Genomic DNA, 24,989 nt, shown 5'->3' on the forward strand with positions numbered 1-24,989 from the left:
CACAGAAGTGAAATTAAACTGGAATGTGAACGCGAATGGAAAAGAAAAGTCCCGGATTGGAGCGCGTGGGACATTGAAAGTATTTGGGCTGCTGATGGTGGTCCTGCTGCTTATGAGCGGCTGTGCTGCGTCCGAGCCTGCAGAAAAGCTTTATGTCTACAACTGGGGCGACTATATTGACGAAAATGTCCTGGACGAATTTGAAACGGAATTCAACGTAGAGGTCATCTACGATACCTACGCCACCAACGAAGATCTCTACGTCAAGCTGAAGCAAGGCGGGACACCTTACGACATTGCCATTCCTTCAGACTACATGATTGAGAAAATGATTCGCGAAGATTTGGTTGAGCCAATCGATTTGGCGCAAATTTCGAATTTCACCGCCATAGACGACCGCTTCAAAGATTTGGACTTTGATCCGGGCAACAAATTCTCCGTGCCTTATATGTGGGGGACTGTAGGCATTATTTACAATACCGCCATGATTGATGAGGAAATCGACAGCTGGAATGCCTTGTGGGATCCAAAGTACGAAAAGCAGATCCTGATGCTGGACAGCCAGCGGGATTCCATAGCGGTGGCGCTTAAAAAGCTGGGCTACTCCATCAACACCAAGAGCCTGGAGGAGCTGGAGGCTGCGAAGGCTGCGCTGATTGAGCAGAAGCCGTTAGTACTGGCATATGCCGGCGACAATCTCAAAGATATGATGATTGGCGGCGAGGCAGCCATAGCCTTCTGCTGGTCTGGTGACGCGGTCTATATGATCTCAGAGAATGAAGATTTGGCCTACGTCATTCCTAAGGAAGGCAGCAATCTCTGGTTTGACAACATAGTCATACCAAAGGGCGCCCAGAATGTTGAAATGGCTCACAAGTTTATAGATTTCCTCAGCCGCCCTGAAATTGGGCAGAAAAACGCGGAGTATATTGGCTATTCCACGCCTAACAAAGAGACTTTAGCCCTTCTGGATCCGGAGATTTCCGGAGACAAAACCGCCTATCCGGACGATGCGGACTTAGCCAACCTAGAGGTCCTTCTGGATTTAGGGGATTTCATTGAGGCTTATAACAGAGTTTGGACGGAGGTTAAGTCGGCGAGGTAATTGGACAAAGTTGACGGAAAAGGTAAGTGAAATGGGTGAACCCGTTTCACTTCTGGTTGAAGAAGAATAGCGGGTGCCATGGTGAAGATCCTGTGGCACCCGCTATTCTTTTTGAAGTAATTTACTTGTTGTCATTTGAATACAATTATTGCGCGACTTCTAGAACATTGTTTGCCACGTCTGCGGATGTTTTACCCGTACCTGGCACGATTTTCGGAACGCTGACGTTTAATTTTTTTGACAAGTCTGCTATTGCTATATTTCAGCAAAATCTTCTTCATTAACTTCATTTTTGGTGTCAGGTACGGAAAGTGAAAAAGAGCGGTTGGCAAGGTGGATTAGGATCCCTTGACAACCGCTCTTCACTATTTCAGCAGGTATATTATTCGATTAACGATCAGCCTGAAGCTATTCCTCTGTTTCAGTTGATTCTGTTTCAGTTGATTCTGTTTCTTCTTCCAGAGCATCTTCTGCTTCTTCAGTTTCATCAGCTGATTGAACTACGCCTTCTTCTATCGTGACGTCCCCATCCTCATAATCCACTTCAAAGCCCATTTGCTCTGCAATGAATCTGAGCGGGACTACCGTTCTGCCGTTCATGGTTTGAGCTGGAACATCAAGTTGAATAGTATTATCATCGACAACGACTTCTGTTTCGCCAAGTGTCAGAACAATCTTCTGGTCACCTCTAGTAATAGTCACTGTTTGATTGACCGGATTCCATGTGACTTCAGCGCCAAAAGCCTGAACCAGCGCCCTCACCGGTACCAGTGTACGACCGGCCTTTATAACTGGCGGCGTATCAAAGCCCAGGTGTTTGCCTTTGACAATGATATTTTCGACCGGAAGAACTTGAATAGTTGGATCCGCCTGGACGAGCGCTACGCCAATTGCATCAATTGTAGTGAGCTCTTCCTCTGTATAGCCATTTTTTATGACACTCTTGAGTTCGGCTTTGGCAGCAATAAAGCTGGCTTTAGCTGCCGCAAAATCATCAGCCAGTAAAGCAGCTTCTTCCTGGTTGCCCAATGACATTTGCCTTTCAATTTCTGCTTCTATCAGATCTTTTGCGACTTCAAGTCGATCTTTCTCCGTCTCAGCTGCATCTTTTGCAGCTTCCCACGCCGCATCCCGAACTACCTTCTCCGGTTTAATTTGTTCTGTGACCACGGGCTTAACCTTTACTTCTTTTTCAGGCTTTGCGGCTGCGGACGGCATGATGCTCATAGTGAGAATTAAAACGAGCATTAAAAAAAGCACTAACCCCTTGTTTCTGTTGCGTTTCATCTGTATTCCTCCCTTTGGTTTGGAATTGCAGAATCATGCTCCAGGAACGTTGCTTGTGCCTGTGAAGTCATCCTTCGGCGGTGCGGCCACCATGGCATCCTTTCAGATGCTTTAGGTCCGTCACTTTGCGTCCCGGTTTTTCAACCGGTTTGCCATTTCGGAGATGATCTGCTTATGTAATTGTATAGCTTCATTATAATCCTAGTACAGGTGATGTCAACGGCTTGAAGCAGGTTATGAGGACAATATTTTTTGGGAAAATCAGGGTGTTTGAACCATACAACAGTCCCTCTGCCAAAACAGGTTAAACATTCGAACGCTTAAACTCAGTATTAACCATTAGCCTCAAATTCCAGCTCGAATCGACCATAGCCTTCAATGTAAAATCCGAGTCGGCGATCCCTGAGATTTTCGCCCATAATCTTTTCATCAATGTAAAATGCAAATTCACTATTTACATTAACTCTGCAATAACCAGCATCAGCATCCGGTTTGCCTGCAAGACCTGCAGGACAGATAAAGGCTGCTCATCAGCCATGGGTGGTGAGGCGCATGGAGATGGTCATGACGCCGCCGCGTTCTCTTAGGAAATGGTTTAGCCATACAGAGGTGCAGGATGCGTTCATGTGTAACCTCCTGTTTAATAGATTAATCACTAAAGTAATGACGTAAATTCATAACCGACATGACAGCCTTACACCCAAGTCTTCCAGACCTCGGGACAATATCCAAGCGTCGCTTGCTTGCCATTTCGAACTATAGGTGTCTTAAAGAGCTTGGGATGATCCAGCAGAATCTCCGCCCGAAGCTCGTGGCCGCCAATACGGTCCAGATTGAGTTCTTTGTAAAGTGGTGATTCCATGTCAAACAGAACATTGAGCCCCAACACGGCGACGACACTGTTTAGTTCCCCTTTGCTGAGTCCTTTGTCCAGCAGATCTATCTTTTGAAACTTAATGCCCCGCTCTTTAAAATAGCGCTCCGCCTTTTTCGTATCAAAGCATTTCGACTTCCCGAAAATTTGGATGTTCATAATTAGCCTCCACAACTGCAATTTCTTAAGTTTTTTCCATTGTCTCACGATCCGCCACGTCATTCAAGCGGCGGGTTCGGCAATTATCACAATTTAACTTGTTGACAAATTGACATAACACTCGCGAACAACTTCAACTTTGGGGACGCGGACAAAAACCAGTTCAGTGCCTGTCACCAACTCAAAAACAGTGCCAGAGCTTTCGCATGAATATAAATTATTCACCTTTATACCATTCTGCATCCCGTCACAAAACCCACACAAATTTCACATACCCTTTCGCCCTAAAATCCCCCCTCAACATTCTTGACACCCACTCGTGGATCGGGTATAGTGTTAATAACAACCCCCTCCTGTAGGGGGGGTCCAGAAAGGGGCCACCACGCTTGAAAAAAGCCTTTATAGTCAAAAATAAATGCGACCAGTCTCCATTTTGCCCAGTAAAACGCGTCTGCCCGACAGGCGCTGTGACTCAAAAAAGAAAGTTTCTGAAAGCAGAACATCCCGTCATAGACGCCGCCCTTTGCATAGGCTGCAAGAAATGCGTCACTGTCTGTCCGCATGGCGCCGTCGCAATGAAATAGGGCGCACCCTTAAGGCCTCAAAAATTACTTATCCAAAGTGCCGCATGATTCATAACCAAAAATCAGCGGTATTTTTATTTTACAAAATTCACCTCAAACACCAGCTCCTCAGATCCGGCCTCACACCCCATTCCCTCGCCTCCAACCACACCGTCCATATAAATCCAACACAGAAAACTTCCAAAAACACCTTGACTATTTATTAATATGTGCTATTATTTATAACAGATAAAGATTAAATATCACATTGATTGTATATATATTCAACGGAGGGATAAGTATGAAAGGCTACATCGTACTCAACAACGGCATGGTCATCAACGGAAACTTTGAGGGCAAGACCGCCAACGTCCTTGGCAGCATTTCATGCTCAGACACCGGCAGCATCTCCATTCACTGCGACGCAAACGGCACCTGCGTCACCATCGTAGATGCATCAGCCCCAGCCGGCGCAGCCGATGGCATCTTCACCACCGACGCCTTCGACCTCCTGGCCTCCAAACTCAGCACCGGCGAAAACCACCTGGCTAAACTAGTCATCGACGACCTCCCTTTTGACTATCACCTCTATGATGTCAAAACCTGGCTCGGTTACAACCACCCAATCGCTTCCTAAAACAAAATCCCAAAAAACCGCAAAGCTCCAGGCAAACTGCCTCGGAGCTTTTTTATTTGCCAAAACTGTCCCAAATCCAATCCGAACCACCTTCACTCCTATGCCCAAATAAAAACGGGAAGCCGGCGTCCACAGCCACAGCCGCTTCACACCCTCTTCCCGTTTGTCATCCGCTCTAACACTTACCCATTCAGCTTGGCCGTTTCAAGACCTTTGCCGATGGTCTTCGCCGCCTCCAGCCTTCTATTCCTATAATAGATCAAAAGGTCAATAGTCACCATAACCATATTGATGCCGTACAGCACCATGACAAGATCCCGGCTGTTGAGCCACTTATGGGTCAGTCCACTCAGATAGCCAATGATGATAACATAGGAGAACACCGGACTTTTCCCGCCTGTACTCTTGCTGGTCCAGGATTTATGTATGGAAATTGGCCACGCAAAGCCAAAGCATGTCAGCATCACAATTTCAAATATACTCATTTAAGTCCCTCCGAATCAATGTCACTGCGCCTTGTATACATAACGCCTTTGTCTCATCCATTATAAATCAGGATGACTTTCAGGTAAACCCCTTTGTCAAGATTTCCACAAAATCGAGCAACGCTGCTCTGATTATGGTAACGCTCCAAGAAAACCTCTCCCAAACCCGGCAACCTTCGAAGTACTACTGTCAAACCACCACAAATTACTACTAATTAGAATTATTTTTAAAAAAGTACTTCCAATTAGTAATAATTGTGTTATAATGAGAACAGTTATCAAACACAAAACATCATTCAAATATAAACAACCACTTGAAAGGGGTATTTCAAATGACAAACACAAAATTAGCAATCGTCTATTATAGCGCAACAGGGATCAACTACCAGCTCGCCCAGTGGGCAGAAGAAGCCGCAAAAAACTCAGGAGCAGAAGTCCGTCTCGTAAAAGTTCAGGAGCTTGCTCCGGAAGCAGTTATAGAAGGCAATCCGGCCTGGAAAGCCAATGCCGAAGCCACAAAACACATCCCAACCGCGACTTCAGATGACCTCGACTGGGCCGATGCCATCCTCTTCAGCGTCCCAACCCGCTTTGGCAACATGGCTTCACAAATGAAACAGTTCATCGACATCCAGGGCGGCCTCTGGGCACAAGGCAAACTGGCGAATAAAGCCGTCAGCGCCATGTCCTCCGCGCAGAACCCGCATGGCGGCCAGGAAGCGACAATCCTCTCCCTTTACACCTCCATGATGCACTGGGGCGCCATCATAGTCGCGCCTGGCTATACCGATGCTTCCATCTTCAAAGCCGGCGGCAACCCTTACGGCACCTCTGTTACACAAGGACAGGACGGCAAGCCGGTTGAGGATGTTAAAGATGCGGTTGCCCACCAAACAAAGCGACTCATCGAAACTGCTGGCTGGATTAAAAACGGCCGCGCCTAAACCCACTGACGAAAAAGTTCAATCCGAAAAAACATCGATTTTCCTCCAAAAAAATCCCTGCGGCGCCCAGCGCTGCGGGGATTTTCGAGAACTGGGTGTCTGACACCGAGTTTCATCACGGCTGGTGCCTATTGACCCCGAGTTTCACCGAAGCGGATGTTTGCAACTAGCACCTATCGCCCTGAAGTTTCTCCAACAAAAAGACAGGATAAAATGGACGTCTCATCCATTTTTATCCTGTCTTTTCTCCTTATTCACAACGCCTTCGTCAACCCGCCATCCACCAGCACCGTCTGGCCTGTGATGTACGTGTTGGCCTCTGAGCACAGAAATACAGCAAGCTTCCCATACTCAGACGGTTTGCCATAGCGGCCCAGCGGAATGTTCTTGAAGGTTTCTCTCTCAATCTCTTCCACGGACACATTCATGCGGTCTGCTCTGATTTGATCCAGGTAGGTAATTCTAGAAGTCCCTATGCGGCCAGGGCCTATGACGTTGACGAGGATACCATCGGCACCAAGCTCCTGAGAGAGGCTCTTGGAGAGGCCCACCACACCATTTCTGAAGGTGTTGGAGAGGATCAGGTTTTCCAGGACCTGCTTCACGGACGAGGAGGTAGAATTCAGAATGCGCCCTCCCCCGCCCGCTCTCATGTGCGGCAGCACCAGGCGGATCATCCTGACATAGGACAGCAGCGTCAGCTCAAAGGCATTCTGCCAGACGTCATCCTCAAACTGCTCAAAAGTGCCGGCAGGTGGTCCGCCTGCATTGTTGACTAGGGCATAAATAGAGCCGTAGGCTTTGACAGTTTCCTCCACCAGGCGCGAGAGGTCCTCGGGTTTTCTTAAATCACCCACACAATACAGCGGCCGGCGCCCGCTCAGAATCTCAATGTCGTCCGCTGCCGCTTTCAGTTTCACTTCTGACGAACTGAACAGCATGACATTGGCGCCCTCCATGGCAAATTCAGTGGCTATGGCTTTGCCGAGGCCATCACTTGAGGCCAGTACAATGGCCGTTTTGTTTTTGAGTCCTAAATCCAAAACAATCACCTGCTCCTTTCGCCTGTAAGGCTATGGCTCTACCACCCACGCCCGAAGTCACGTGTGGGCGCGTCTATTTAATCAATCAATAAAATCCTTATCCTTCAGGGACTTCAGCACCAGGCCGTCCGTCGGGAAAGCCAGGACCATGTTCGAGGACTCCAGCTCCTCATAGGAAAAGAAGTCAACTTGATCCAGGTCGTCGAGGGGGATTGGGTCCCCCTCAGCCTGCGCCAGGAACCAGAGGCCCACGGTATGCTGGGCAGGATTGTGAAAATTGGAATGAACGGCGAAGATGTCACCCAGCTCAAAGTCCAGCCCGGTCTCTTCTTTCATTTCACGGACAAGGGCGTCCCGGACGTCCTCGGTATACTCCACGTAACCGCAGGGAATGCACCAGGTGCCGCTGTAGCTGCCTATGCGCCGGCCCAGCAGAACTTTACGATCCCGAATCAGGATTGCGGCGACGCCGACCGCAGGGTTCTGGAAGAAAACGAAGCCGCAGGACGTGCACTTGGGCCGGTTGACATCCTGGGTTTCCTCCAGGGACAGGTTCCCGCCGCATTTGGGGCAATGCTGGTATCTCATGGGAGTTCACCACCTCCAGGGAATAGAATTTGCCGATGGTGACGGTACCACAACCATCGGCTAAAAAAAAGTTCTCGGTTTTACTTAACCAAAAAGACCACCTTGGTCAGCAGCTCGCTCTCAGTCACTTCCTCCGGGCTGTTGTAATAATATTCATAGACGACCCCGGTCGGTTCAATAGCCCGCTCGGCCATCCACTGGTTCAAGGCGTCATAGATGGCGGTCATGCCTGCGTATGGCCCCTGATACATGCCTGCGACCTTCTTTCCGGCCGGAATCTCGCCGGACTGGATCTCCGGGGTGCCGTCAAACACGCGGGCAACAGGGACGCCAATTTCCACCTCCAGGGCGGTCATATCCATGTTGTAATAAGCCACGAAGGGCATGTCCGCAGGCTGCTCGCCGCGCTCGTAGAGGTAGCTGAAGACTGCTTCATAGGCTTTTCCAATCACCACCGGAAGCTGGTCCACAGAGGTCACATGCCGCTGAGACAGCACCGGCTGAGCGGCTGTTTCGAACAACTCGATTCCATAATACATACAACTTCCTCCATTCCAAAACACTCATGCCTGTTGCAGGCATTCCACAGACGACATGCTGTCAAACAATCCTAATCAATGATTTATTACCCCGTTGGAGCGGGGCGAAAACCTTGAAAAGCAGGTGTTTTCGAGAAAATGATCTTCTGTCGTCTTAAGTCCCAAAAAATAAAAAACGGGTATCCAACGCCGTATGTAGGCCTTCAGATACCCATTTCACCTTTATCTCAGTTTCCCCTGTTCCTTTAACCTTCCCAGGAAATGCGGCATCTGGACCCGCCACCAAGGCCAGTCGTGATCCACATCATAGCCCCAGTAATCGATCCAGGCCGGAATGCTTTTCGCTTTCAAGATCCCTTCCATGGCCCGCGTGTCGCGGATGGTGTCCTCTTCCCACAGCCCCAGGCCGGTACAGATGATGATATTGCCCCGTCTGTAAGCCTCCAGGTAATGATTGTCCTCCATGTTCTTCAGGTAATCCACCGGCGAGTTGATGTAGACGTCGTAGTCGCCTATGTTTTCGCCAACGAAGAAGCGGGCGTCGTAGATGCCGCTGAGGGCAATGACTGTGTCGAAGACGTCCGGGTGGCGAAAGTAGAAGTTGACGCTGTGGTAGCCGCCCATGCTGCAGCCCGTGGCGATCATGCCGCCCTTCCAGTTGGCGTGGTGGCGGACGAAAGGCACCAGCTCCTCAATGATGTAGGCGTCGTAGGCGTTGTGGTGCCGGGCGCGGTCCCCGGGCCACCCGAACTTGCTCAGCCAGGTTTCGGCGTCAATGCTGTCCGGGGTGTAGACGCGGATCAGGCCGTTTTCAATGAAGGGCGCTATTGCCTCGATCATTTTGAAGTCCTCGTATTCGAAGAAGCGTCCGCCACTGGACGGGAACACGATCATGGGTTTGCCCGCGTGGCCGTAGCTTTTGAATTCCATGTAACGCCCCAGTCGTGAGCTGTAGAATTGATGATAATCGACTTGCATGCTTGATGCCCTCCTTAAAATCTCTGCCGATGGTCGCATCACGCACACCCTGATGCGGTGGCTGGGGTGGGTCACCATCGGCAGAATTTAAATGTCTTGGGTGGAAATTTGATTTGGCTATTGTTGTTTACAGCTGCTCTAGCTGTTCTCCCGGGCCATAATGAAGCGGCTGGCTTCCTTCAACGGCTCAATCTCAGGCGAGCGGATGACAATGGCATAGTCGCCTATGGCCGCGGCGAAGATCGACGCGATTGGGCCGTGGTGGACAACCAGGTCGCCGTATTTGTCCAGCGAGTCTCCCGTGGAATGGCTGTGGCGGATCAGGCCGCGCTGCTTGAGGCCCACGTAGGCGCAGTAGTAAGGGCGCTTGGCGTCGATCTCCACTGGATTTCCGGCGACGAGCTTCGCGTACTGGCTGTAAAAGTCGAGGTCGTTGGAGAAGTTGAACATATCCATAGAGAGGCCCCCCGGCGGTCGGACATTGACTTCGAGGCCAATGAGCTTCTGGTCCTTCTGACGGAAGAATTCAATGTGAAAGAAGCGTTCCCTCAGGTTGAAGGCTTTCACGGCGGCGAGGCCCAGTTTTTTGAGGTCCTCCGGGATTTCGCGCTGGCTGTAGTAGAACATGTCCAGCTGATCGTTGACGGTCTCCATGACGCCTTTGTCAAAGATGAAGGAGTTCATGAACACGACGTCGCCGTTGCGGTCCACGAGGCCGTCGAAGGTGTGGATCTCCCCTTCAATGAATTCTTCCATGATGTAATCCGTGTCCGGCTTGGTTTCGAAGAATCTGTCCAGGTCGGCGTCATTCTTGATTTTGTAGGTGTTGGCGGCGCCCACGCCGTTGTCCGGCTTGGCGCAGACGGGGTAGCCGGTTTCCTTGATGAGGGCTTTGGCTTCTTCCGGTGTTTTTATGACCTTGCCGCGGGCGACAGGGACGTTGGCGCTTTTGAAAACTTCTTTCATTTTGGACTTGAATTTGACATTAGCCATATCCTCGGTTTTGAAGCCAAAGACGTTGAAGTCCGTGCGAAGCTGGGCGTCCTGTTCGAGCCAGTATTCGTTGTGGGACTCGATCCGGTCGATTTTACCGTATTTGTAAGTAAAAAATCCGCAGGCTTCGAGCATTTGGTTGTAGTCTTCCATGTTGTCGACTTTGTAGTATTCGGTCATGGCATCTTTGAGCTCCGGGTCCAGTTTGTCATACGGCTCAGAGCCGACGCCCAGGACGTTGACCCCCTCTTCCTTCAGGCGGATCGCAAAATATTTAAAATTGGATGGGAAATACGGTGATACAAAAACATAATTCATGGTCGTCACCTCGCTGATTGATGAAATCTTCTGAAATTGAAATCATTTCATGATTTTTTGTTAACCTATCTTAACATAGAATGGGGGCGAAATAAAGGAAAAGGCGGTGAGGTTTCGGGGATATCGAGAAAAATAGGCAATTTTTTGAAGGAATTCAAAAAGAAAAGGCCAAAAGGAGCGCCGCTGCGCGTTTGGAAGCGAAGCAGCCGTACCTTTTGGCAAATGGAGGGGGAAATCCGCGAAGGCTAACAGACGTGCAAAACAAAGATGACACGGTGTGGGAGAAAGCTTGCTTTCGGACTCACGTTGTCACCTTTGTTTATATAGGGCGCAGCACGTGACCAGAGCGAAGCTCTGGTGCATGGCTGATAGCGAATAATGTACATTCCGCAAAAGGCGAAGCGAGGTGCACGTCTGATAATGTGAGATGAACATTAAAATCATCTAGATCAGGGAGCTAGCTCACTGATATTGGGGTCAGGTTCAAAGATGCGTTTGGGGTCAGGTACGTCAATCAACTGTGTACCTGGTCCATAATATTACAGAATCATTACCGTCCCCACCTTGAAGTTGTCCGCGTCCCCAACCTAAAACGAAAACGCGACCCCTTGGAATTTCGATACTAAAGCTTCAACGTCTTTTGAAATGACAGCCGCATCTTCTTTAAGAATCAGTGAGCGATAAATCAACTGGGCGATCTGATCCATATCGCCTTCCTTCATACCCCGGCGGGTGATTTCAGAGGTGCCAATCCTAATTTCCGGGCTTGCGCCTGAAAAGTCATCCGAACAAAGAATGTTTGCCTGCTCCAGATGCTTGGCAGGACCCACCTGCACCTGAGCGCCTGCGTCAACCAGGATAATATGTGACTCAGAGAATCCCCGGTTCTTGCCAAGGACATTAAAACCAACTTTCTCCAGCGCCACAGCAAGCGCCTTTGAATTCGCCACAATCTGTTTCGCATAGGCAGGACCAAAGGATTTCATCTCGAGCAGGGATGCCGCCAGAGCCGGAATTCTGAAAAGGTGATGGCTCGTCACCAAAGATGGAGACAAAGTCTCCCCAACCTTCTTCATCAATTCCCTGTTGTTTGAAGTCACAAACCCGCCCTGCGGTCCCGGAAAAGACTTATGGGTACTTCCAAACATGATATCTGCGCCTTCATCCAAAGGATTCGGGAACACGCCACCGGCAATCAAGCCCGTCACATGGGACGCGTCGTAAGCGATATAGAAGCCCAGCTCATCCGCAAGTGCCCTGAACTGTCGCACCGGCTCCGGAAAAAGCGTCCCAGACCCGCCAAAGATGACGAGCTTCGGCTTTTCGGCACGGATCTGCGCTTCAAGCTTCGCGTTATCCACCGCCCGGTCCTCATTAAAAGCCATGTATTTAACATTAATCGTCTTATTGAAATGGCTCACTTGGCACATTGGTCCCACAAGACCATGCCCCCAGTTTTCCAGGCTGACCTCAATGACCAGATCCCCCGGATCCAGCAGCGCCAGCACCACAGACATCCCCGCCATGTGCCCGCCAATTGGTCTCAGATCCACGTATTCCCCATGAAATACCTCTTTCATCAGTTCATGGGTCTGAACCTCAAACTCATTGATATATTTATTTCCTGTATAATCACGCACAGATGGGTTCAACGTCGCATAGCACCCATAACGGTTGCCAAAATCGTTGTCCAGATAGCTGCGCACTTTCATGCTGGTGTAATTTTCAGACGCGATCAGATTCAAGCAGTTGTTTCTGTAGTCATCGTGCTGCTTCAATAACGCATCCAAATCTCCAAGGGATTTGAACATAACATTTCCTCCTTATTTTCCGTTGCTTCGTTTTCAAGCGTTTTAAGAGCTTTTGCCGATGGTCACCTTTCCCCACCTCTGCCCTATCCGCCCCCAAGCGGCCTGAAAACAATTACTGTATCCGCTTCCTTCAGCTCATAAGTTGGATACGTCTTCATGAGAAGCGGCGTTTTGTTGACAAAGACGGCGACAGACTTGGGGAAACCTTTGAAGCTCAAGAGTTCGCTGACGGTCATGCCCGCATCGATTTCACACGGCTTATGATTCAGCGTAATGCTGACTCTCTTTGTCTCACCCACAGCCTGTCCCTCCTTTTTGTCACTCAAATTTGTCGTCTATAGCAGCCAGTCCAGGGACAGCTTCTTCAAAGTTGCAGCCGTCGGATTGCCGGTCTGCGGATCCCAGCCCGCCATTTCATAGTACAGCTTCTTTCCTGCTTCGAAAGCGTCACGGTCGACATGAATGCCTTTTGCGGGACCATCGGTAAAAGGTTCAAAGAGACGAGCCGGCAGCGTGTCATCCGCAGCGGTAAAGCCTTCGCGGGCATTAAACTGCCGCATCATGTTGATCCGGCGCTCACCAGCCATCATCAGCTCATAAAGGGAGGTCTCCCAGCCAAGCCCCGCGCGGCAGAGCTCCAATAATTCATCCGGACCATAAAGTTCCCAGGACGGACCCCAGACAAACTGGCAAAGGCTCAAGGAGTCAAGCACTGAGAAATACTTTTGCGTATCCAGCGCGAAACGGACCTTTTCTGCGTCCAGTTCATAAGGGTTATCATAACCCTTCCAGATTCCAAGCTTGCTGAGGCGCTCACGCTCACGACTGTCTGGTGGCATAACCAGGAAAACGTCATGTTCACTGGATTGGTGATCTGCGCCAAACGGATTGACGGCGTAAACCAGGCCAACAGCGGGTTTATACTGCGGCATATGGGCCGGCATCTCCTGCTTCTTGACGGACATGCTGAACTTTTCAGACCCGCCGCCTATCTTCTCAGAAGCGCGGGCACTGCCTTCTGCAAGCAAATCCCCAAGGCCTTCGCGCAGAGCAATTTTCTTGATCAGCGCATTGACCGCTGCACCGTTTCCAAACTTCAGATCCAGGCCCTCTGCTTGCTCTGAAGTCAACAGTCCTTCTTCAAAGCACTCCATGGCAAAGGAAATTGTCGCGCCACAGGAGATGGTATCCATCCCATACATATTGCAGAGCATATTGGCTTCGCATACCTCTGCCAGATCTGTGACGCCGCAATACGAACCCAGGGCTGCACAGGTTTCATACTCAGGACCGCCGTAGACAGGATCCACCCGGCCTGGAATTTCGACCACGCGCTTGCAGCGCACCGCGCAAGCATAACAAGTATCACGCTCTTTTAGTACTGTCTCATACATGGTCGTTCCAGTAATATTTGTGGCACCTTCAGGGAAGTAACCTGTTTTCCAGTTTCGCGTCGGCAGGAAACCCGAGTCGCTGAAACCTTCCAGATCGCCATCTGTGCCATTCAGGCCCAGTCCCGCGACGCCTTCGTTTTCTTCAAGTCGTTTCCGGGAGCTTCGCGCCAATGCCATGAACGCCTCTGTGTCAGCTGCGACCATCGGCCGGCCTTTTTTGACGACCATGGCTTTCAGATTCTTGGAGCCCATGACGGCACCCATACCGTTGCGGCCATTGGCCCTGCTGCATTTGTTGATGATGCAGGCGTACTTGACGAGATTCTCGCCCGCCGGGCCAATTTGAGCAACTTCAATATTCTTGTCTCCAAGTTCGTCCTGAAGAGAAGACTCCACTTCGCCGGTCACTTTGCCCCACAGATGGGACGCGTCCTTCAGCTCAGCCTTGTTGCCATCAATCACGAGATAGACCGGCTTCTGAGATTTGCCCTTAAAGACGATGGCATCCCAGCCGTTCATCTTCAGATAAGAGGCAATGAAGCCGCCGGACTGGCTGTCTCCTGCAGTGCCGGTGAGCGGACTTCTGGCAGTGACGTTCATTCTGCTGATGCCGCTGATTGGCAGCCCCGTCAGAGGTGAGACGCTGAAAACGAGTACATTGCCTGGATCGAGTGCTTCCGTGCCTGGTATGTAATCCTGCATCATCAGGTAAAGCCCAAGAGCTGAGCCACCTGGATACAAACGGTAGATTTCGCCTGGAAGGGTTTTTCTATTGATGGTACCGGATGTGAGATCGATCTCCAGGATTTTAGCTTCTGGAAAAATTACCATTTCCATCCTCCTTTAGTGGGATAAATAGTATCACCCGCACGTTTCGCTTGTGATACTCTGAGGTTGTCGACATTCTTCAATTAGACTGGGACTGCCTGCAACGTTCATTAAAGTATCCGGCTTAAGCTTAAATTTAAATGCGCCTGGAGCGCCGTACTCCAGGCACATCCTATTTAACTATTAATTTTAACTTTATTACTTCGTCATTTCCGCAACTTCTTCGATCAGTTTGTCGAGGATCGCTTTGCCGTCAGCGCCGACGACAGCTGCGTAACGGTCATACGCGGCAGCACTGGCTGCTTGGAAAGCTTCGCGTTGCTCAGGTGTAAGTTCGACAATTTCAATATCGCTCGCTTCTTTGATTTTATCGAGGGCAGCACCATTGAGGTCTGCCTGAATTTCAAAGGAGTAAGGACGAAGCTCATCAATTGTGTCGAGAACCATTTGTTGAATATCAGCAGGAAGTCCGTTAAAGAAATCTGGATTGGTTGCCGTTGTTGTCATGAACAGGTTGGAGCTGGCAAGTGTGAGGTACTTTTGAACTTCGTAGAACTTCATTTCTTCAATCGCGAAGAGTGGATTTTCCTGACCTTCAATCATATTGAGCTGGAGACCGGAGTAAACTTCCATGTATGGAACCGGCGTAGGATTCGCACCGTATGCTTCGTAGGCTGCGACGATCATAGGAGACTGCATGGTACGCATTTTCATGCCCTGCCATTCAGCCGGGGTTGTGACCGGTTTGTTGGAAGTCCACTGCATTGCGCCTTCTGTCCAGTAAGCCAGGACTTGAATGTTCTTTTCAAGATATTTGGCGCTGAGCATTTCGTTTAAAGCCACACTGTTTTTGAAGATTTCAGCATTCTTGTCCATATCATCTGAGAAGAGGAAGTGGAGTGAGAATAATTGGTTCTCAGGAACGACGGTACCAGTGTTGCCCGGAGATACAATTGCGAACTCAATGCCGCCATTTTGAAGAATCTCAGCCTGTTGGAGCGCATCGCCAATTTGGCCTACAGGATAAATTTCGATGTTGATCTTGCCGCCGGACTTTTCTTCAATGATTTCTTTAAACTTCTTGACATAAAGATCCTGAACGCTGCCGTCGATTTCCTCGTGGGCAAAACGCCAGCTATAAGTCTCTTCACCGGTTGCCGCAGGGGCCTCCACAGGTTTTTGTCCGCAGCCGACAGCCGCAGCCCCTACGAGTACAATCAGCATTAACAATGTAATAAGCTTCTTCACAATGAATCCTCCCTTAGTCTCTTCAACTTAGTGTATGACCTCAGCTTTTGGGCTCGCAGCTGCTTCTGGCTATTGCCGCTTCGCCCGTCCGCTGTTGGTACAGTGGGTTGGTACAGTGTGTTACTTCAGCATATTCATAATAGTTCTGACGTGAATCTCCACGCCGGTTTTGAGTGTGCTTTCATCAATGTTGAAGCAGGTATGGTGGTGCGGATACTGGCTGCCCACCTCCGCATTGCCCGTTCCAAGGAAATAAAACGCGCTGGGTACCTTCTGGGTGAACTCCGCGAAATCCTCACCTGCCATGCAGCGATGCTCAATAATGCCCTCAGGTCCGCCGATAGTTTCGACCACCGCCTCCCTCAGCACTTGAACCATGCGCTCATCATTCATCAGTGTCGGATTGCTCGGAATGTACTTCAGCTCATAGCCCACATCCTGGGCCTCACAAACTCCTTTGATCAGTCGCTCGAACTTCTCCATTAGGATCTTTTTCTCGACAGGCTCATTGGCGAACATGAATCGGATGGTGCCCCCCAGTTCGACGCGGTCTGCAATGATATTCCGACCGCTGCCGCCTTTAATCTTGCCTACCATGATGGTGATAGGCACTAAAGGATCTATTTCCCTGGTTTGAATACTTTGCAGCAGCTGTAGAATCGTTGAAGCCGCCAGAATTGGGTCTTTTGCCGTATGGGGTGTTGAAGTATGCCCTGGTTGTCCAATAATGGCAAGCTCAAATTCTTCTGTGGCTGCCATGACTGGTCCGTTTGAGAGTCCAATTTTTCCGCTCGGCACCGGGGTCCAGATGTGAACACCGAAAGCCGCGTCAACCTTTGGATTCTCAAGGATACCTGCCTCAATCATGTTGAGGGCACCTGCTTCCTCTTCGTTAGGTTGGAATACAAATTTGACGTTGCCCTTAAGTTGGTCTTTATAACCAGAGAGGATCTTTGCTGCAACCAAGAGCATGGCAGTATGACCATCATGTCCGCAGGCGTGCATCAAGCCAGGCGTTTGTGACGTGTAGTCGACACCGCTTTTTTCCTCTTGTGCAAGAGCGTCCATGTCGGCGCGGAGGAGGATTGTGGGACCATCGGCAGAGCCTGGGTCCTTCTCGCCTTTTAAGAGGCCAACAACTCCAGTGCCGGTCACAACCTGGGTCTCAATACCAAGCGCTTCGAGGTAATTCTTGACTATGCCAGATGTTCTGAATTCCTGATAACCCAGCTCCGGATGCCGGTGAAAATCCCGTCTGAGTTCAATCAGTTCGGACTCCAGCGCCAGTACAGCTTGTTTAATAGTGTCCATCCTTCATACTCCTTGTCTCGTAGGTCTTAAGGCACCAGCAGCAGCGAAATTTGTGGGAAGGCAATGATCAGCACCGAAATGATCACCAGCATAAAGATGTAAGGCGGAAGTCCTTTTATGACCTCAAGGAACGGCCTGTTAAAGATCGCTATACCGGTAAAGATGTTGCAGCCAAACGGTGGAGAAATGGAACCGATCGCGGCTTGAAGTGTGACGACGATGCCAAGGTGGATTGGGTGAATTCCAGCTGCCATTGCCAGCGGGAAAAAGATTGGCGTCAAAATGATGATAACAACGATTGAGTCGACGAACATACATCCAATAAAGTAAGCGAAAGTCACAGTAATAAGGATTCTAAGCGCGCTTGGATCGACACCGAGAATAGCAGCAGTTATGATCTGCGGAATTCTCGCGTATGAAATCGCCCAGGAGAAGAGTGAACCAGCTGCGACCAGAATAAAGACTGAAGCCGTGACGGCACCGGTAGACAGCGCAATCTTAGGCAAATCTCTAGGCTTGATCGTCTTGAAAATCAGCATTTCCAAAATCAGCGCATAAAGCACAGCAATGGCGGAAGCTTCAGTCGGGCTGAAAAACCCAGAGTAGATCCCAGCAAAGATAATGACCGGAAAACCGAGCGGCAGGATCGCTTTTTTGAAAGAAACCATACGCTCTTTAAATGTAAGTCTGTTGCTTAGGGGTATGTTTTTTCTTCGGGCATCGAAATAGATGAAGACCGAGAAAAAGGCGAGAATCAATAAGCCCGGAAGGACGCCTGCAATGAATAGGTCTCCGACGGAGGCGCCTGTGACGACGCAGTACATAATCATGGAGATACTAGGCGGGATTAAAAGCGCGATAATAGCTGATGAAATAATCAAGCCGATAGTATCAGAATCGCGATAACCACTTTCCAGCATCCGGTTTCTCATAGGTTTCCCTATGGCGACAACTGTAGCCTGAGTAGAGCCGGAAATGGCGCCAAATAATGTACAGGTTGCCGCGGTCGTGATTCCCAGACCGCCGTGGATGTGCCCTACAAAAGTCTGAACAAAGTCCAGGAGCCGTTTTGCAGTTTGCCCGGCAGACATGATGTCCGCTGCCAAAATAAACATTGGAACCGCTAGCAGGACGAAGGGCTGTACACCGGCAACAACCTGCTGGATTGCCAGAATTGGATTGACGTTAGGAAAATAATTGAGCAAGATCGTCAGTGGTGCCACGATCATGGTCAACAACATTGGAAAATTCAGCAGCAAGAGCGCCACCATGATGGCCATTAATAAAAGTACCAAGTCAACACCTCCCTGGCCAGACCGGGCGGCAGTCTTTTAACTGCCAACCTTCGCCAGCCAAATTCAGTCAGTTGGGAATCTCATCACGCATTGGCATCTGAAGGCGGGATGATTTTAAGGTCCGTATCCAGCACTACTTCAGTGGAAAGATAGAGCTGTTTTCTTGTCACGTTCAGGATAAAAGTCCTGGCGTACTCGATTGCGCCCAGGATGAATCCTATTGGTACAATCGCAATGATCAGATACATAGGTATTCTCAGTGAAGGGGTAACCCTGCCGAGCTCCAGAACCTTCATTGTGTACTGAAAACTGATGAAGGCAATGTAGAGCATCATGACAGCAGAAACACCTGAGATGACGATCATGAAAATTTTCTTGAACTTAGGATTTAGCAGATCGAAAACCGCTGACATGGTGATGTGGTTTGCTTTCTTTGCGCAATACCCGACGCCCATGAACGTGACGATGATGGTTAAGCTCTGCCCCACTTCCTCTGCGAAGGTCCAGCTGGAGTTCAGGAACGTTCTGCTTAACACGCTGCCGATGAGGATAAATGCCATCAGCAAAATTGAATAGCTTAACACAAACTCTTCAAATCTTGTGATGAATTTAAAGATATTCTTCAACCCGTTTCACTCCTTTCAAAACCGCGAGTTTCTCGCGCTTTTGGATTATTTCACGAGCAGTTTTCTCGGATAGTTCGTGAAGGTCTCAACACCCGTTTCTGTGACGCGGAATGATTCGCTGATATCAACGCCGCAATCCGACAACCAGATGCCTGGGATCATGTGGAAGGTCATATTTGGTTGAAGCACGGTCTTGTCTCCAGGTCTTAAGCTGGCAGTGTGCTCGCCCCAATCAGGCGGGTAGTTTAGTCCCATGGAGTAACCAATGCGGGAGTCTTTGATGAATCCGCTCTTGGCTATGCTCTTCGCCCAGGCGCGCTCCACATCTTCAGCATAGATGCCTGGCTTGATGACACTTAAGGCTTCGTTAATCCCTTCTACCACGACTTTGCCCAAATCAATGACCGTTTGAGGCGCTTTGCCTAAGATCATAGTTCTTGCGAGTGGGCAGTGGTAGCGTCTGTAACAACCGGAGAGCTCGAGAATGACCGTGTCGCCGTCCTTGTAAGGCTCATCTGTCCAGCTGAGATGCGGTGTTGAGGTTCGAATGCCGCTTGGCATGAGCGGAATAATGGAAGGATAGTCCCCGCCAAATTCTTCTGTCCCGTAAACCTGGGCCGCTGAAACCTTGGCTGCAGCATCACATTGTCTGACACCAATATCCACGGCTTCATAAGCAGTTTCCATAACGTGCTCGGCAATACGTGCAGCTTTTCTCATGTAAGCAATTTCGTTGTCGGATTTTATGATCTTAACCCAGTTCACCAGGTTAGTAGCATCAATGAAAGTTGCCGATGGGCAATTTTTCATCAGGCTCTCCTGACATTTCGCCGTGAAATAATATGTATCCATTTCTGTTCCGACGACTTTTTTGTCGTAGCCCTTCTCTTTAAGGATATCTGATACGAAATCCATAGGATGCTTAACAAGGGATTGAACATAGTCATCCGTGTAAGCCCGGATATCTTCTTCTTCCAACCATGTAGTCAGTCTGGCAGCGTTACCGTCCTGTCCGCGTCCGACCCACATGATCTTGTTTTGATCCACAAACACGATCAGACATTGATGGACATAGAAGGACCATCCGTCAAATCCAGATAGATAATTCATGTTGGCAGGATCTGTGACTATTAGTGCGTCAATCCCTTTCTCAGCCATGCTTTTCTGCGTCCGGCTAAGTCTTTCCTGATATTCCGATACTTCGAAATACAGCGTCTTACTCATTTCTCTTTCAACCTCCGTCCTTTGATTGCTACTTCTGAACAACATTAACTTCTTAGTGAATTAGTGCTGTTGATGATATTTCATTGTGTTTCATTGTGACAAATCCTAAATGTAAGATTTTGTGTCGATTGTCGACAATTGTTATTAAAAAGGAGACAACCTCCTCTTTAGTCGGTAGCCTTAATAGGGATTCTCAAAGTTGCCTTGTTTATAACTGTTGATGTGATTCAGGAAAGCTGTCTTGCACTTCTCCAGATCCCCGTTCCTGAGATGCTCAATGATCTCATAGTGATCCGTAGCGGTCTGCATCAAATCCCCTGTTTCATTTGTGTCGTACATCATTGCCATTTTTAACTGAAAAAACATGTCTTTCAGAATTTTGATCCGACGCTTGCTGTCAGATTTGTTCCATAAATATATATGGAAATCCATATCCATTTTGTTGATTTGAATGACTTTTTCCTGATCGCTCAAATCACTCTTAACAATATAGACCATGCGGTCTACCAGACTGGTCAAAATTCTAAAATCCTCATCGTTTAATTTGTTCTCTTGGATCAGGATCCTTAATATGTCATATTCGTGAAGAATTCGAATATCAAAGACCTCATGGACGTCTTTAATGCTGAAAGTTGTAACGTAAGTCCCTTTTCTGGGAACAATTTCGACAATACCTTCCTTTTCGAGATCCTTGATCCCTTCTCTCACCGGCGAACGGCTGATTCCGAGATTTTTAGCAATTGACGCTTCCAGCACATGGTCTCCGGCTTTGTACTTTCCCACAAGTATTAGCTCTTTAATATAATCGGAGACAACGGAACACAAATTGTCCCGTTGATATTCAGTTATCGCTTCTGCCATTGGGCATGACCCCTTTGCTAAGGAGAATTTTCTGTTGTCTATAAACCTATTATAGCAGATTGTCGACAATCTACAATCCTTTTTTTCAGATAATTGCGAAAAACTAAAGCCGTGCACAAAGTCATATGATTTTGCGCGTTAGAGAGCTTGCTCTCTGGCGCGTGAAATCATATGACTTTGTATAGGGCGCAGCCCGCGACCGAAGCGCAGCGCAGCGGAGCGAGGTGCACGGCTGGCAACCAAAACTGTACCTTTAGCAACCGATTGATCATAGAGTACATCTATCTTAAAATGCAGCGCAGCCTGAACCGAGCACAGCAAGGTTTGGCGCGGAGCGGTGTATCATCTGCTGTAATTTATTTGGCTCTTTTAGCCTTGTGTGTTGATGAAGCAAAATCCATCTTACGGTCTTGTCCATTCTCCTGTCTCGATATTCTTTTGCAAGACAAGTTCATACCCACCGTCTGCACGATTGAAATAGATTTCTGTGTCATTCTCCCCCAAAACTAGTTCAAACTCACTTTTTGCCCTAAATGAACTATTCAAGCCACCAAAAGTAGAATAAAAGACAAGATAATGCGGTTTTAATGCACCACTCTTATCTTCAAAACCTCTTGTATAACCCATAGACGATAGAATGGTGGTATTAAAAGTCAATTTTGCGCCCTCCTCTGATACATAATAGTCGAGCAATATCACATCAGCTCTTTCGGTAAAGCCTGTTCCAACTAAAAAGGAGAAAGTCAGAACAACTATTACTGAGATTACAATTATAACAATACTTTTCTTCTTCATATAATGACACCTCCTAATTCGAGTTTATGATTTGATAACACCGAACGGTTTTGTTTCTCTAATATCTTTTCTTGTCAGTATCAGCATACTTGAAATGCTCTCATAGAACAAGGATTTGACTTGTCTGTATCTGCTGATCCTACTGTTTCTCTCCGACCAATTAAACCAATACTTATAGTTTCCTATGTATTGGTTTGCTGTCGGCAAGGATAGTTTTAGTATAGGGAGTAAAAGTCCTGTCACAATCCTTGCAGCGAAATCTTTGCTTTCCTCTGGCATTACCAAACTTGACAATATGTTTCTTTCCACAATTAGGACAGACTAATCCATCGGCAAATCTTTGTTCTGCACACTTGTTCAAAAAGTCAGGAAGACCAATATAGCCTTCTAACTGATCTATAATTTCTGCATTTATTTGCTCTAAATCTTCTCATGACAGCAAATTCAGCAGTATTCTAATTTCATTTACATTTGCAGTCATATCTATCACCTCTTAATGAGATTAGATATAACTGTCTTGATTTTAGCCGAATGTGGATTCGATTATGTCGTTTTCCATTATCAACACACACAGCTAACAGAGCCATTTATTATTAACCGCATCCTTTTCCCAAACTTCCTCCCTAACTTCTATCCTTTAAGTGTGATTCCCGTCCTTTTCAGGGTATAAGTTTAATGCTAAAATGAGGAGGTGTTCTAATGAGCGAAACTATGCTCCAAAAAGTCGCTGACCTTAACAACCGAAGAAAAGCTCTGCTCGCGGAACTAAAACAGCTGGAGGAAGACATCAGGCTTGCAAAAGAAGCCTATAAGAGTTCTGCAGACCCTGATCCGGAAGTGCTTGAACACTGGAATGTCGAGCACGAAGGACCTATCTCCACAGATGAAGCAGAACCAAAGCTCTTCGAACGCGAAAAAATCTTTGATTAACCAAAGCTTGCTTACGTACACTCAACTTGAGTGCCTCCGTGCAGCGGTCTCCCGCTGCCAGAGGCATTCTGCATGCATAGACTCAGACAATCACAACCCCTATTTGCAAGGAGGTCTACAAATGGACGTACGCTACGGCGCCAATCCAAAAGATGCCAAACATTATGACACCACCCAACTTAGAACTGAGTTTCTCCTTGAGCAGGTCTTCGTCCCTGATGACGTGACGGCGGTTTACTCCCACATCGACCGCGTCCTGACCTTGGGTGCCATGCCCCTGACCGCCACCCTCGACCTTCAGAAGAACGTTGACCCTGAAAAGGACCTGGGTGTCAGCTTTTTCCTGGAGCGCCGTGAACTGGGCATTATCAATTTGGGAGGACCAGGAACGGTAATTGCCGATGGTCACGCCTACCCCCTAAACCGCCTCAATGCCCTTTATATTGGAAAGGAAACCCGTGAAGTCCTCTTCAAAAGCGATGATCCTTCCCAACCTGCAAAGTATTACATGACCTCTGCCCCAGCCCACACCAGGTTCGAAACCAAATTGATCACTCTCGAAACCGCCAACAAAGTAGAGCTTGGCAGCCTCGAAACCTCCAATAAGCGCGTGATCTACCAGCTGATCCATCCGGCAGTTCTTGAGACCTGTCAGCTTTCCATGGGCTGCACCATCCTGGACACCGGCTGTGTTTGGAATTCCATGCCTTGCCACACCCATGAACGCCGCATGGAAGTCTACCTCTATTTCGATGTTCCTGAAGACAACCTGGTCTTCCACTACATGGGGCAGCCTCAGGAGCTGAGAAGCATCGCCATGCAGAACGAGCAAGCCGTCATCTCCCCGAGCTGGTCCGTCCACTTTGGCTGCGGCACCAGCAATTACAGCTTTATCTGGGCTATGGCCGGTGAAAATAGAACGTTCACTGACATGGATCATATTAAGGTGATGGATTTGAGATAAGGTGGACGAGAAACAGACGTAAAAAGGAAGAAACCGGCGAACCGGTTTCTTTTTGTGGAAGTGAAACTGGGGGTCAATAGGCCAAAGGCCGCAGACACCCAGTTTTCTCAAAGTGTAAATTTACACCAAGCTTTGGCACCAATCCAAATTGAGCAACAGGCACTCACTACAATTTCCAAACAATTTGCATGATCGCAAGGTGGCTATCCTATGAAAAATATTGATAACAAAGTCAAATGGGGCATCCTGGGCGCGGCGTGGATCGCCAATGAACGCGTCATACCAGCCATTCAAAAAGCTGAAAATGCTGAAGTCATCGCAATAGCCAGCCGCTCGCAGGAGAAAGCCGACCGGATGGCAAAGGCCCACAGCATTCCGAAGGCTTACGGCTCTTATGAAACTTTACTCGACGATTCAGAAATAGATGCCGTCTATATTCCACTACCAAATCATCTGCACCTCGAGTGGACACAGAAAGCCGCAGCTGCTGGCAAACATGTCCTATGTGAAAAACCCGCGGCGCTAAGCGAAGCTGAGGCGCATCAAATGGTTGAGGTATCCGCGAAACATAACGTGCTCTTTATGGAAGCTTTTGCATTCCGCTGTCATCCAAAATGGCAGGAAATTCGCGAACTGCTCAATCAAGGTGAAATCGGATCCATCCAAAATGTCTCCGCTCGCTATTCCTTTCAGGTCCTTAAAGAAGATGACATCCGGCTAAACGCCGCTTATGGGGGAGGCGCCCTTTATGATATTGGATGCTATTGCATACAAGGCATTCGATTGATTATGGGCGGGGAGCCGGAGTCTGTTGCAGCAATCCCTCAGATGACACCTAATGGCGCTGTCGATCAAGCCATGGCTGTTGCCATGAAATTTCCCGGTGGCAGGCTCGCCACAATTGATTGTACTTTCGCAGGCAGCTATAACCAGTCCATTGAAATCACCGGTACCGAAGGCTTGATGCGTATAGAGTTTCCCTACCAGCACCCCAAAGTCAGCATAACTAAAAATGGCAAGATCAGCACCAGCGTCTTCGAGTATCAAACCAACGCCTATGCTGCACAAATTGAGCACTTTAGTGAATGTGTGCTGGAAGGGCGACCATCGGCTATCCTCCCTGCTGAAGATGCGATTCTCAACATGCGTGTGATCGACAAAATTTACTTAGCTGCTGGCATGCGGTAAT

General features: G+C 48.5%; 26 protein-coding genes and 1 riboswitch. Of the genes, 7 read left to right on the top strand and 19 right to left on the bottom strand.

Annotation, left to right across the window (positions count from 1 at the left end):
- The first annotated feature begins 7 nt into the window (after window positions 1-7).
- Window positions 8-1,105, top strand: a complete 1,098-nt coding sequence (locus OEL90_RS01745; protein WP_331488091.1) for a spermidine/putrescine ABC transporter substrate-binding protein — start codon at window positions 8-10, stop codon at window positions 1,103-1,105.
- Between the two features lie 408 nt (window positions 1,106-1,513).
- Here OEL90_RS01745 and OEL90_RS01750 read toward each other — a convergent pair whose 3' ends face one another.
- Both OEL90_RS01750 and OEL90_RS01755 read right to left on the bottom strand, forming a co-directional pair.
- On the bottom strand, window positions 1,514-2,392 hold the full coding sequence (locus OEL90_RS01750; RefSeq protein WP_291402253.1) for a copper amine oxidase N-terminal domain-containing protein: 879 nt from the start codon (window positions 2,390-2,392) through the stop codon (window positions 1,514-1,516).
- Window positions 2,393-2,465: 73 nt separating this feature from the next.
- A riboswitch (cyclic di-GMP riboswitch) is annotated at window positions 2,466-2,556 on the bottom strand.
- Between the two features lie 530 nt (window positions 2,557-3,086).
- Entirely contained in the window at window positions 3,087-3,425 is a 339-nt protein-coding gene (locus OEL90_RS01755; RefSeq protein ID WP_291402251.1) for an arsenate reductase family protein, read from the bottom strand.
- 386 nt (window positions 3,426-3,811) lie between these two features.
- Between OEL90_RS01755 and OEL90_RS01760 the strand changes: the two genes are divergently transcribed.
- A complete protein-coding gene (locus OEL90_RS01760) occupies window positions 3,812-4,009 on the top strand; it encodes a 4Fe-4S binding protein (protein ID WP_291402249.1) in 198 nt (65 codons plus the stop codon).
- A gap of 280 nt (window positions 4,010-4,289) precedes the next feature.
- Window positions 4,290-4,625 (top strand): hypothetical protein, encoded by a 336-nt coding sequence (locus OEL90_RS01765; protein ID WP_291402248.1) that lies wholly within the window; start codon window positions 4,290-4,292, stop codon window positions 4,623-4,625.
- A 182-nt stretch (window positions 4,626-4,807) separates the two neighbouring features.
- Here OEL90_RS01765 and OEL90_RS01770 read toward each other — a convergent pair whose 3' ends face one another.
- On the bottom strand, window positions 4,808-5,110 hold the full coding sequence (locus OEL90_RS01770; RefSeq protein WP_291402246.1) for a hypothetical protein: 303 nt from the start codon (window positions 5,108-5,110) through the stop codon (window positions 4,808-4,810).
- Window positions 5,111-5,442: 332 nt separating this feature from the next.
- Here OEL90_RS01770 and wrbA point away from each other — a divergent pair, with 332 nt between their 5' ends.
- Window positions 5,443-6,054, top strand: a complete 612-nt coding sequence (gene wrbA / locus OEL90_RS01775; protein ID WP_300686837.1) for an NAD(P)H:quinone oxidoreductase — start codon at window positions 5,443-5,445, stop codon at window positions 6,052-6,054.
- A 254-nt stretch (window positions 6,055-6,308) separates the two neighbouring features.
- Here wrbA and OEL90_RS01780 read toward each other — a convergent pair whose 3' ends face one another.
- The 16 genes from OEL90_RS01780 to OEL90_RS15275 form a co-directional block, all read right to left on the bottom strand.
- On the bottom strand, window positions 6,309-7,097 hold the full coding sequence (locus OEL90_RS01780; protein ID WP_307730777.1) for an SDR family oxidoreductase: 789 nt from the start codon (window positions 7,095-7,097) through the stop codon (window positions 6,309-6,311).
- Window positions 7,098-7,178: 81 nt separating this feature from the next.
- Entirely contained in the window at window positions 7,179-7,685 is a 507-nt protein-coding gene (locus OEL90_RS01785; protein WP_300686839.1) for a nucleotide triphosphate diphosphatase NUDT15, read from the bottom strand.
- A gap of 80 nt (window positions 7,686-7,765) precedes the next feature.
- Window positions 7,766-8,224: a GyrI-like domain-containing protein gene (locus OEL90_RS01790; protein ID WP_291402238.1), complete on the bottom strand. Its 459-nt coding sequence runs from the start codon at window positions 8,222-8,224 to the stop codon at window positions 7,766-7,768.
- A gap of 222 nt (window positions 8,225-8,446) precedes the next feature.
- Complete coding sequence (locus OEL90_RS01795; RefSeq protein WP_300686840.1) at window positions 8,447-9,202, bottom strand: esterase family protein; 756 nt, start codon at window positions 9,200-9,202, stop codon at window positions 8,447-8,449.
- A 138-nt stretch (window positions 9,203-9,340) separates the two neighbouring features.
- Window positions 9,341-10,513 (bottom strand): ATP-grasp domain-containing protein, encoded by a 1,173-nt coding sequence (locus tag OEL90_RS01800; RefSeq protein WP_300686842.1) that lies wholly within the window; start codon window positions 10,511-10,513, stop codon window positions 9,341-9,343.
- A gap of 587 nt (window positions 10,514-11,100) precedes the next feature.
- Window positions 11,101-12,324: a serine hydroxymethyltransferase gene (glyA, locus tag OEL90_RS01805; RefSeq protein ID WP_300686844.1), complete on the bottom strand. Its 1,224-nt coding sequence runs from the start codon at window positions 12,322-12,324 to the stop codon at window positions 11,101-11,103.
- Window positions 12,325-12,407: 83 nt separating this feature from the next.
- Window positions 12,408-12,623, bottom strand: coding sequence for a sulfur carrier protein ThiS (gene thiS / locus OEL90_RS01810; RefSeq protein ID WP_300686846.1), 216 nt, complete (start codon window positions 12,621-12,623; stop codon window positions 12,408-12,410).
- Window positions 12,624-12,659: 36 nt separating this feature from the next.
- The gene (locus tag OEL90_RS01815) at window positions 12,660-14,549 is read right to left on the bottom strand and encodes an aldehyde ferredoxin oxidoreductase family protein (protein WP_300686848.1); all 1,890 of its coding nucleotides are present in this window, start codon (window positions 14,547-14,549) and stop codon (window positions 12,660-12,662) included.
- Between the two features lie 195 nt (window positions 14,550-14,744).
- Entirely contained in the window at window positions 14,745-15,794 is a 1,050-nt protein-coding gene (locus OEL90_RS01820) for a DctP family TRAP transporter solute-binding subunit (protein ID WP_300686849.1), read from the bottom strand.
- Window positions 15,795-15,914: 120 nt separating this feature from the next.
- Window positions 15,915-17,105 (bottom strand): M20 metallopeptidase family protein, encoded by a 1,191-nt coding sequence (locus OEL90_RS01825; RefSeq protein WP_300686852.1) that lies wholly within the window; start codon window positions 17,103-17,105, stop codon window positions 15,915-15,917.
- Between the two features lie 26 nt (window positions 17,106-17,131).
- Window positions 17,132-18,400: a TRAP transporter large permease gene (locus OEL90_RS01830; RefSeq protein ID WP_291402221.1), complete on the bottom strand. Its 1,269-nt coding sequence runs from the start codon at window positions 18,398-18,400 to the stop codon at window positions 17,132-17,134.
- Window positions 18,401-18,483: 83 nt separating this feature from the next.
- Window positions 18,484-19,026, bottom strand: a complete 543-nt coding sequence (locus OEL90_RS01835) for a TRAP transporter small permease (protein WP_291402219.1) — start codon at window positions 19,024-19,026, stop codon at window positions 18,484-18,486.
- A gap of 45 nt (window positions 19,027-19,071) precedes the next feature.
- Window positions 19,072-20,250 carry a M24 family metallopeptidase gene (locus OEL90_RS01840; protein ID WP_300686857.1) on the bottom strand — a complete coding sequence of 393 codons (1,179 nt, stop codon included), beginning with the start codon at window positions 20,248-20,250 and terminating at the stop codon, window positions 19,072-19,074.
- A 180-nt stretch (window positions 20,251-20,430) separates the two neighbouring features.
- Window positions 20,431-21,111 carry a GntR family transcriptional regulator gene (locus OEL90_RS01845; RefSeq protein ID WP_291402214.1) on the bottom strand — a complete coding sequence of 227 codons (681 nt, stop codon included), beginning with the start codon at window positions 21,109-21,111 and terminating at the stop codon, window positions 20,431-20,433.
- A gap of 402 nt (window positions 21,112-21,513) precedes the next feature.
- Window positions 21,514-21,906 (bottom strand): hypothetical protein, encoded by a 393-nt coding sequence (locus tag OEL90_RS01850; protein WP_291402212.1) that lies wholly within the window; start codon window positions 21,904-21,906, stop codon window positions 21,514-21,516.
- A gap of 172 nt (window positions 21,907-22,078) precedes the next feature.
- Window positions 22,079-22,267 carry a transposase gene (locus OEL90_RS15275; RefSeq protein ID WP_422652873.1) on the bottom strand — a complete coding sequence of 63 codons (189 nt, stop codon included), beginning with the start codon at window positions 22,265-22,267 and terminating at the stop codon, window positions 22,079-22,081.
- Window positions 22,268-22,605: 338 nt separating this feature from the next.
- Here OEL90_RS15275 and OEL90_RS01855 point away from each other — a divergent pair, with 338 nt between their 5' ends.
- The 3 genes from OEL90_RS01855 to OEL90_RS01865 all read left to right on the top strand — a co-directional run bounded on the left by OEL90_RS01855 (window position 22,606) and on the right by OEL90_RS01865 (window position 24,988).
- Window positions 22,606-22,836 carry a hypothetical protein gene (locus OEL90_RS01855; protein ID WP_291402210.1) on the top strand — a complete coding sequence of 77 codons (231 nt, stop codon included), beginning with the start codon at window positions 22,606-22,608 and terminating at the stop codon, window positions 22,834-22,836.
- Between the two features lie 121 nt (window positions 22,837-22,957).
- Window positions 22,958-23,800 carry a 5-dehydro-4-deoxy-D-glucuronate isomerase gene (gene kduI / locus OEL90_RS01860; RefSeq protein WP_300686861.1) on the top strand — a complete coding sequence of 281 codons (843 nt, stop codon included), beginning with the start codon at window positions 22,958-22,960 and terminating at the stop codon, window positions 23,798-23,800.
- Between the two features lie 210 nt (window positions 23,801-24,010).
- Entirely contained in the window at window positions 24,011-24,988 is a 978-nt protein-coding gene (locus OEL90_RS01865) for a Gfo/Idh/MocA family protein (RefSeq protein ID WP_300686865.1), read from the top strand.
- Window position 24,989 lies beyond the last annotated feature (1 nt).

It is taken from the genome of Acidaminobacter sp. (assembly GCF_030247605.1).
GTDB lineage: Bacteria > Bacillota > Clostridia > Peptostreptococcales > Acidaminobacteraceae > Acidaminobacter.

Coding starts and splice junctions, on each gene's coding strand:
- OEL90_RS01750 (WP_291402253.1), bottom strand. CDS start 2,392: ATGAAACGCAACAGAAACAAGGGGTTAGTGCTTTTTTTAATGCTCGTT.
- OEL90_RS01755 (WP_291402251.1), bottom strand. CDS start 3,425: ATGAACATCCAAATTTTCGGGAAGTCGAAATGCTTTGATACGAAAAAG.
- OEL90_RS01765 (WP_291402248.1), top strand. CDS start 4,290: ATGAAAGGCTACATCGTACTCAACAACGGCATGGTCATCAACGGAAAC.
- OEL90_RS01770 (WP_291402246.1), bottom strand. CDS start 5,110: ATGAGTATATTTGAAATTGTGATGCTGACATGCTTTGGCTTTGCGTGG.
- wrbA (WP_300686837.1), top strand. CDS start 5,443: ATGACAAACACAAAATTAGCAATCGTCTATTATAGCGCAACAGGGATC.
- OEL90_RS01785 (WP_300686839.1), bottom strand. CDS start 7,685: ATGAGATACCAGCATTGCCCCAAATGCGGCGGGAACCTGTCCCTGGAG.
- OEL90_RS01790 (WP_291402238.1), bottom strand. CDS start 8,224: ATGTATTATGGAATCGAGTTGTTCGAAACAGCCGCTCAGCCGGTGCTG.
- OEL90_RS01795 (WP_300686840.1), bottom strand. CDS start 9,202: ATGCAAGTCGATTATCATCAATTCTACAGCTCACGACTGGGGCGTTAC.
- OEL90_RS01800 (WP_300686842.1), bottom strand. CDS start 10,513: ATGAATTATGTTTTTGTATCACCGTATTTCCCATCCAATTTTAAATAT.
- glyA (WP_300686844.1), bottom strand. CDS start 12,324: ATGTTCAAATCCCTTGGAGATTTGGATGCGTTATTGAAGCAGCACGAT.
- OEL90_RS01815 (WP_300686848.1), bottom strand. CDS start 14,549: ATGGTAATTTTTCCAGAAGCTAAAATCCTGGAGATCGATCTCACATCC.
- OEL90_RS01825 (WP_300686852.1), bottom strand. CDS start 17,105: ATGGACACTATTAAACAAGCTGTACTGGCGCTGGAGTCCGAACTGATT.
- OEL90_RS01840 (WP_300686857.1), bottom strand. CDS start 20,250: ATGAGTAAGACGCTGTATTTCGAAGTATCGGAATATCAGGAAAGACTT.
- OEL90_RS01845 (WP_291402214.1), bottom strand. CDS start 21,111: ATGGCAGAAGCGATAACTGAATATCAACGGGACAATTTGTGTTCCGTT.
- OEL90_RS01850 (WP_291402212.1), bottom strand. CDS start 21,906: ATGAAGAAGAAAAGTATTGTTATAATTGTAATCTCAGTAATAGTTGTT.
- OEL90_RS01855 (WP_291402210.1), top strand. CDS start 22,606: ATGAGCGAAACTATGCTCCAAAAAGTCGCTGACCTTAACAACCGAAGA.
- kduI (WP_300686861.1), top strand. CDS start 22,958: ATGGACGTACGCTACGGCGCCAATCCAAAAGATGCCAAACATTATGAC.
- OEL90_RS01865 (WP_300686865.1), top strand. CDS start 24,011: ATGAAAAATATTGATAACAAAGTCAAATGGGGCATCCTGGGCGCGGCG.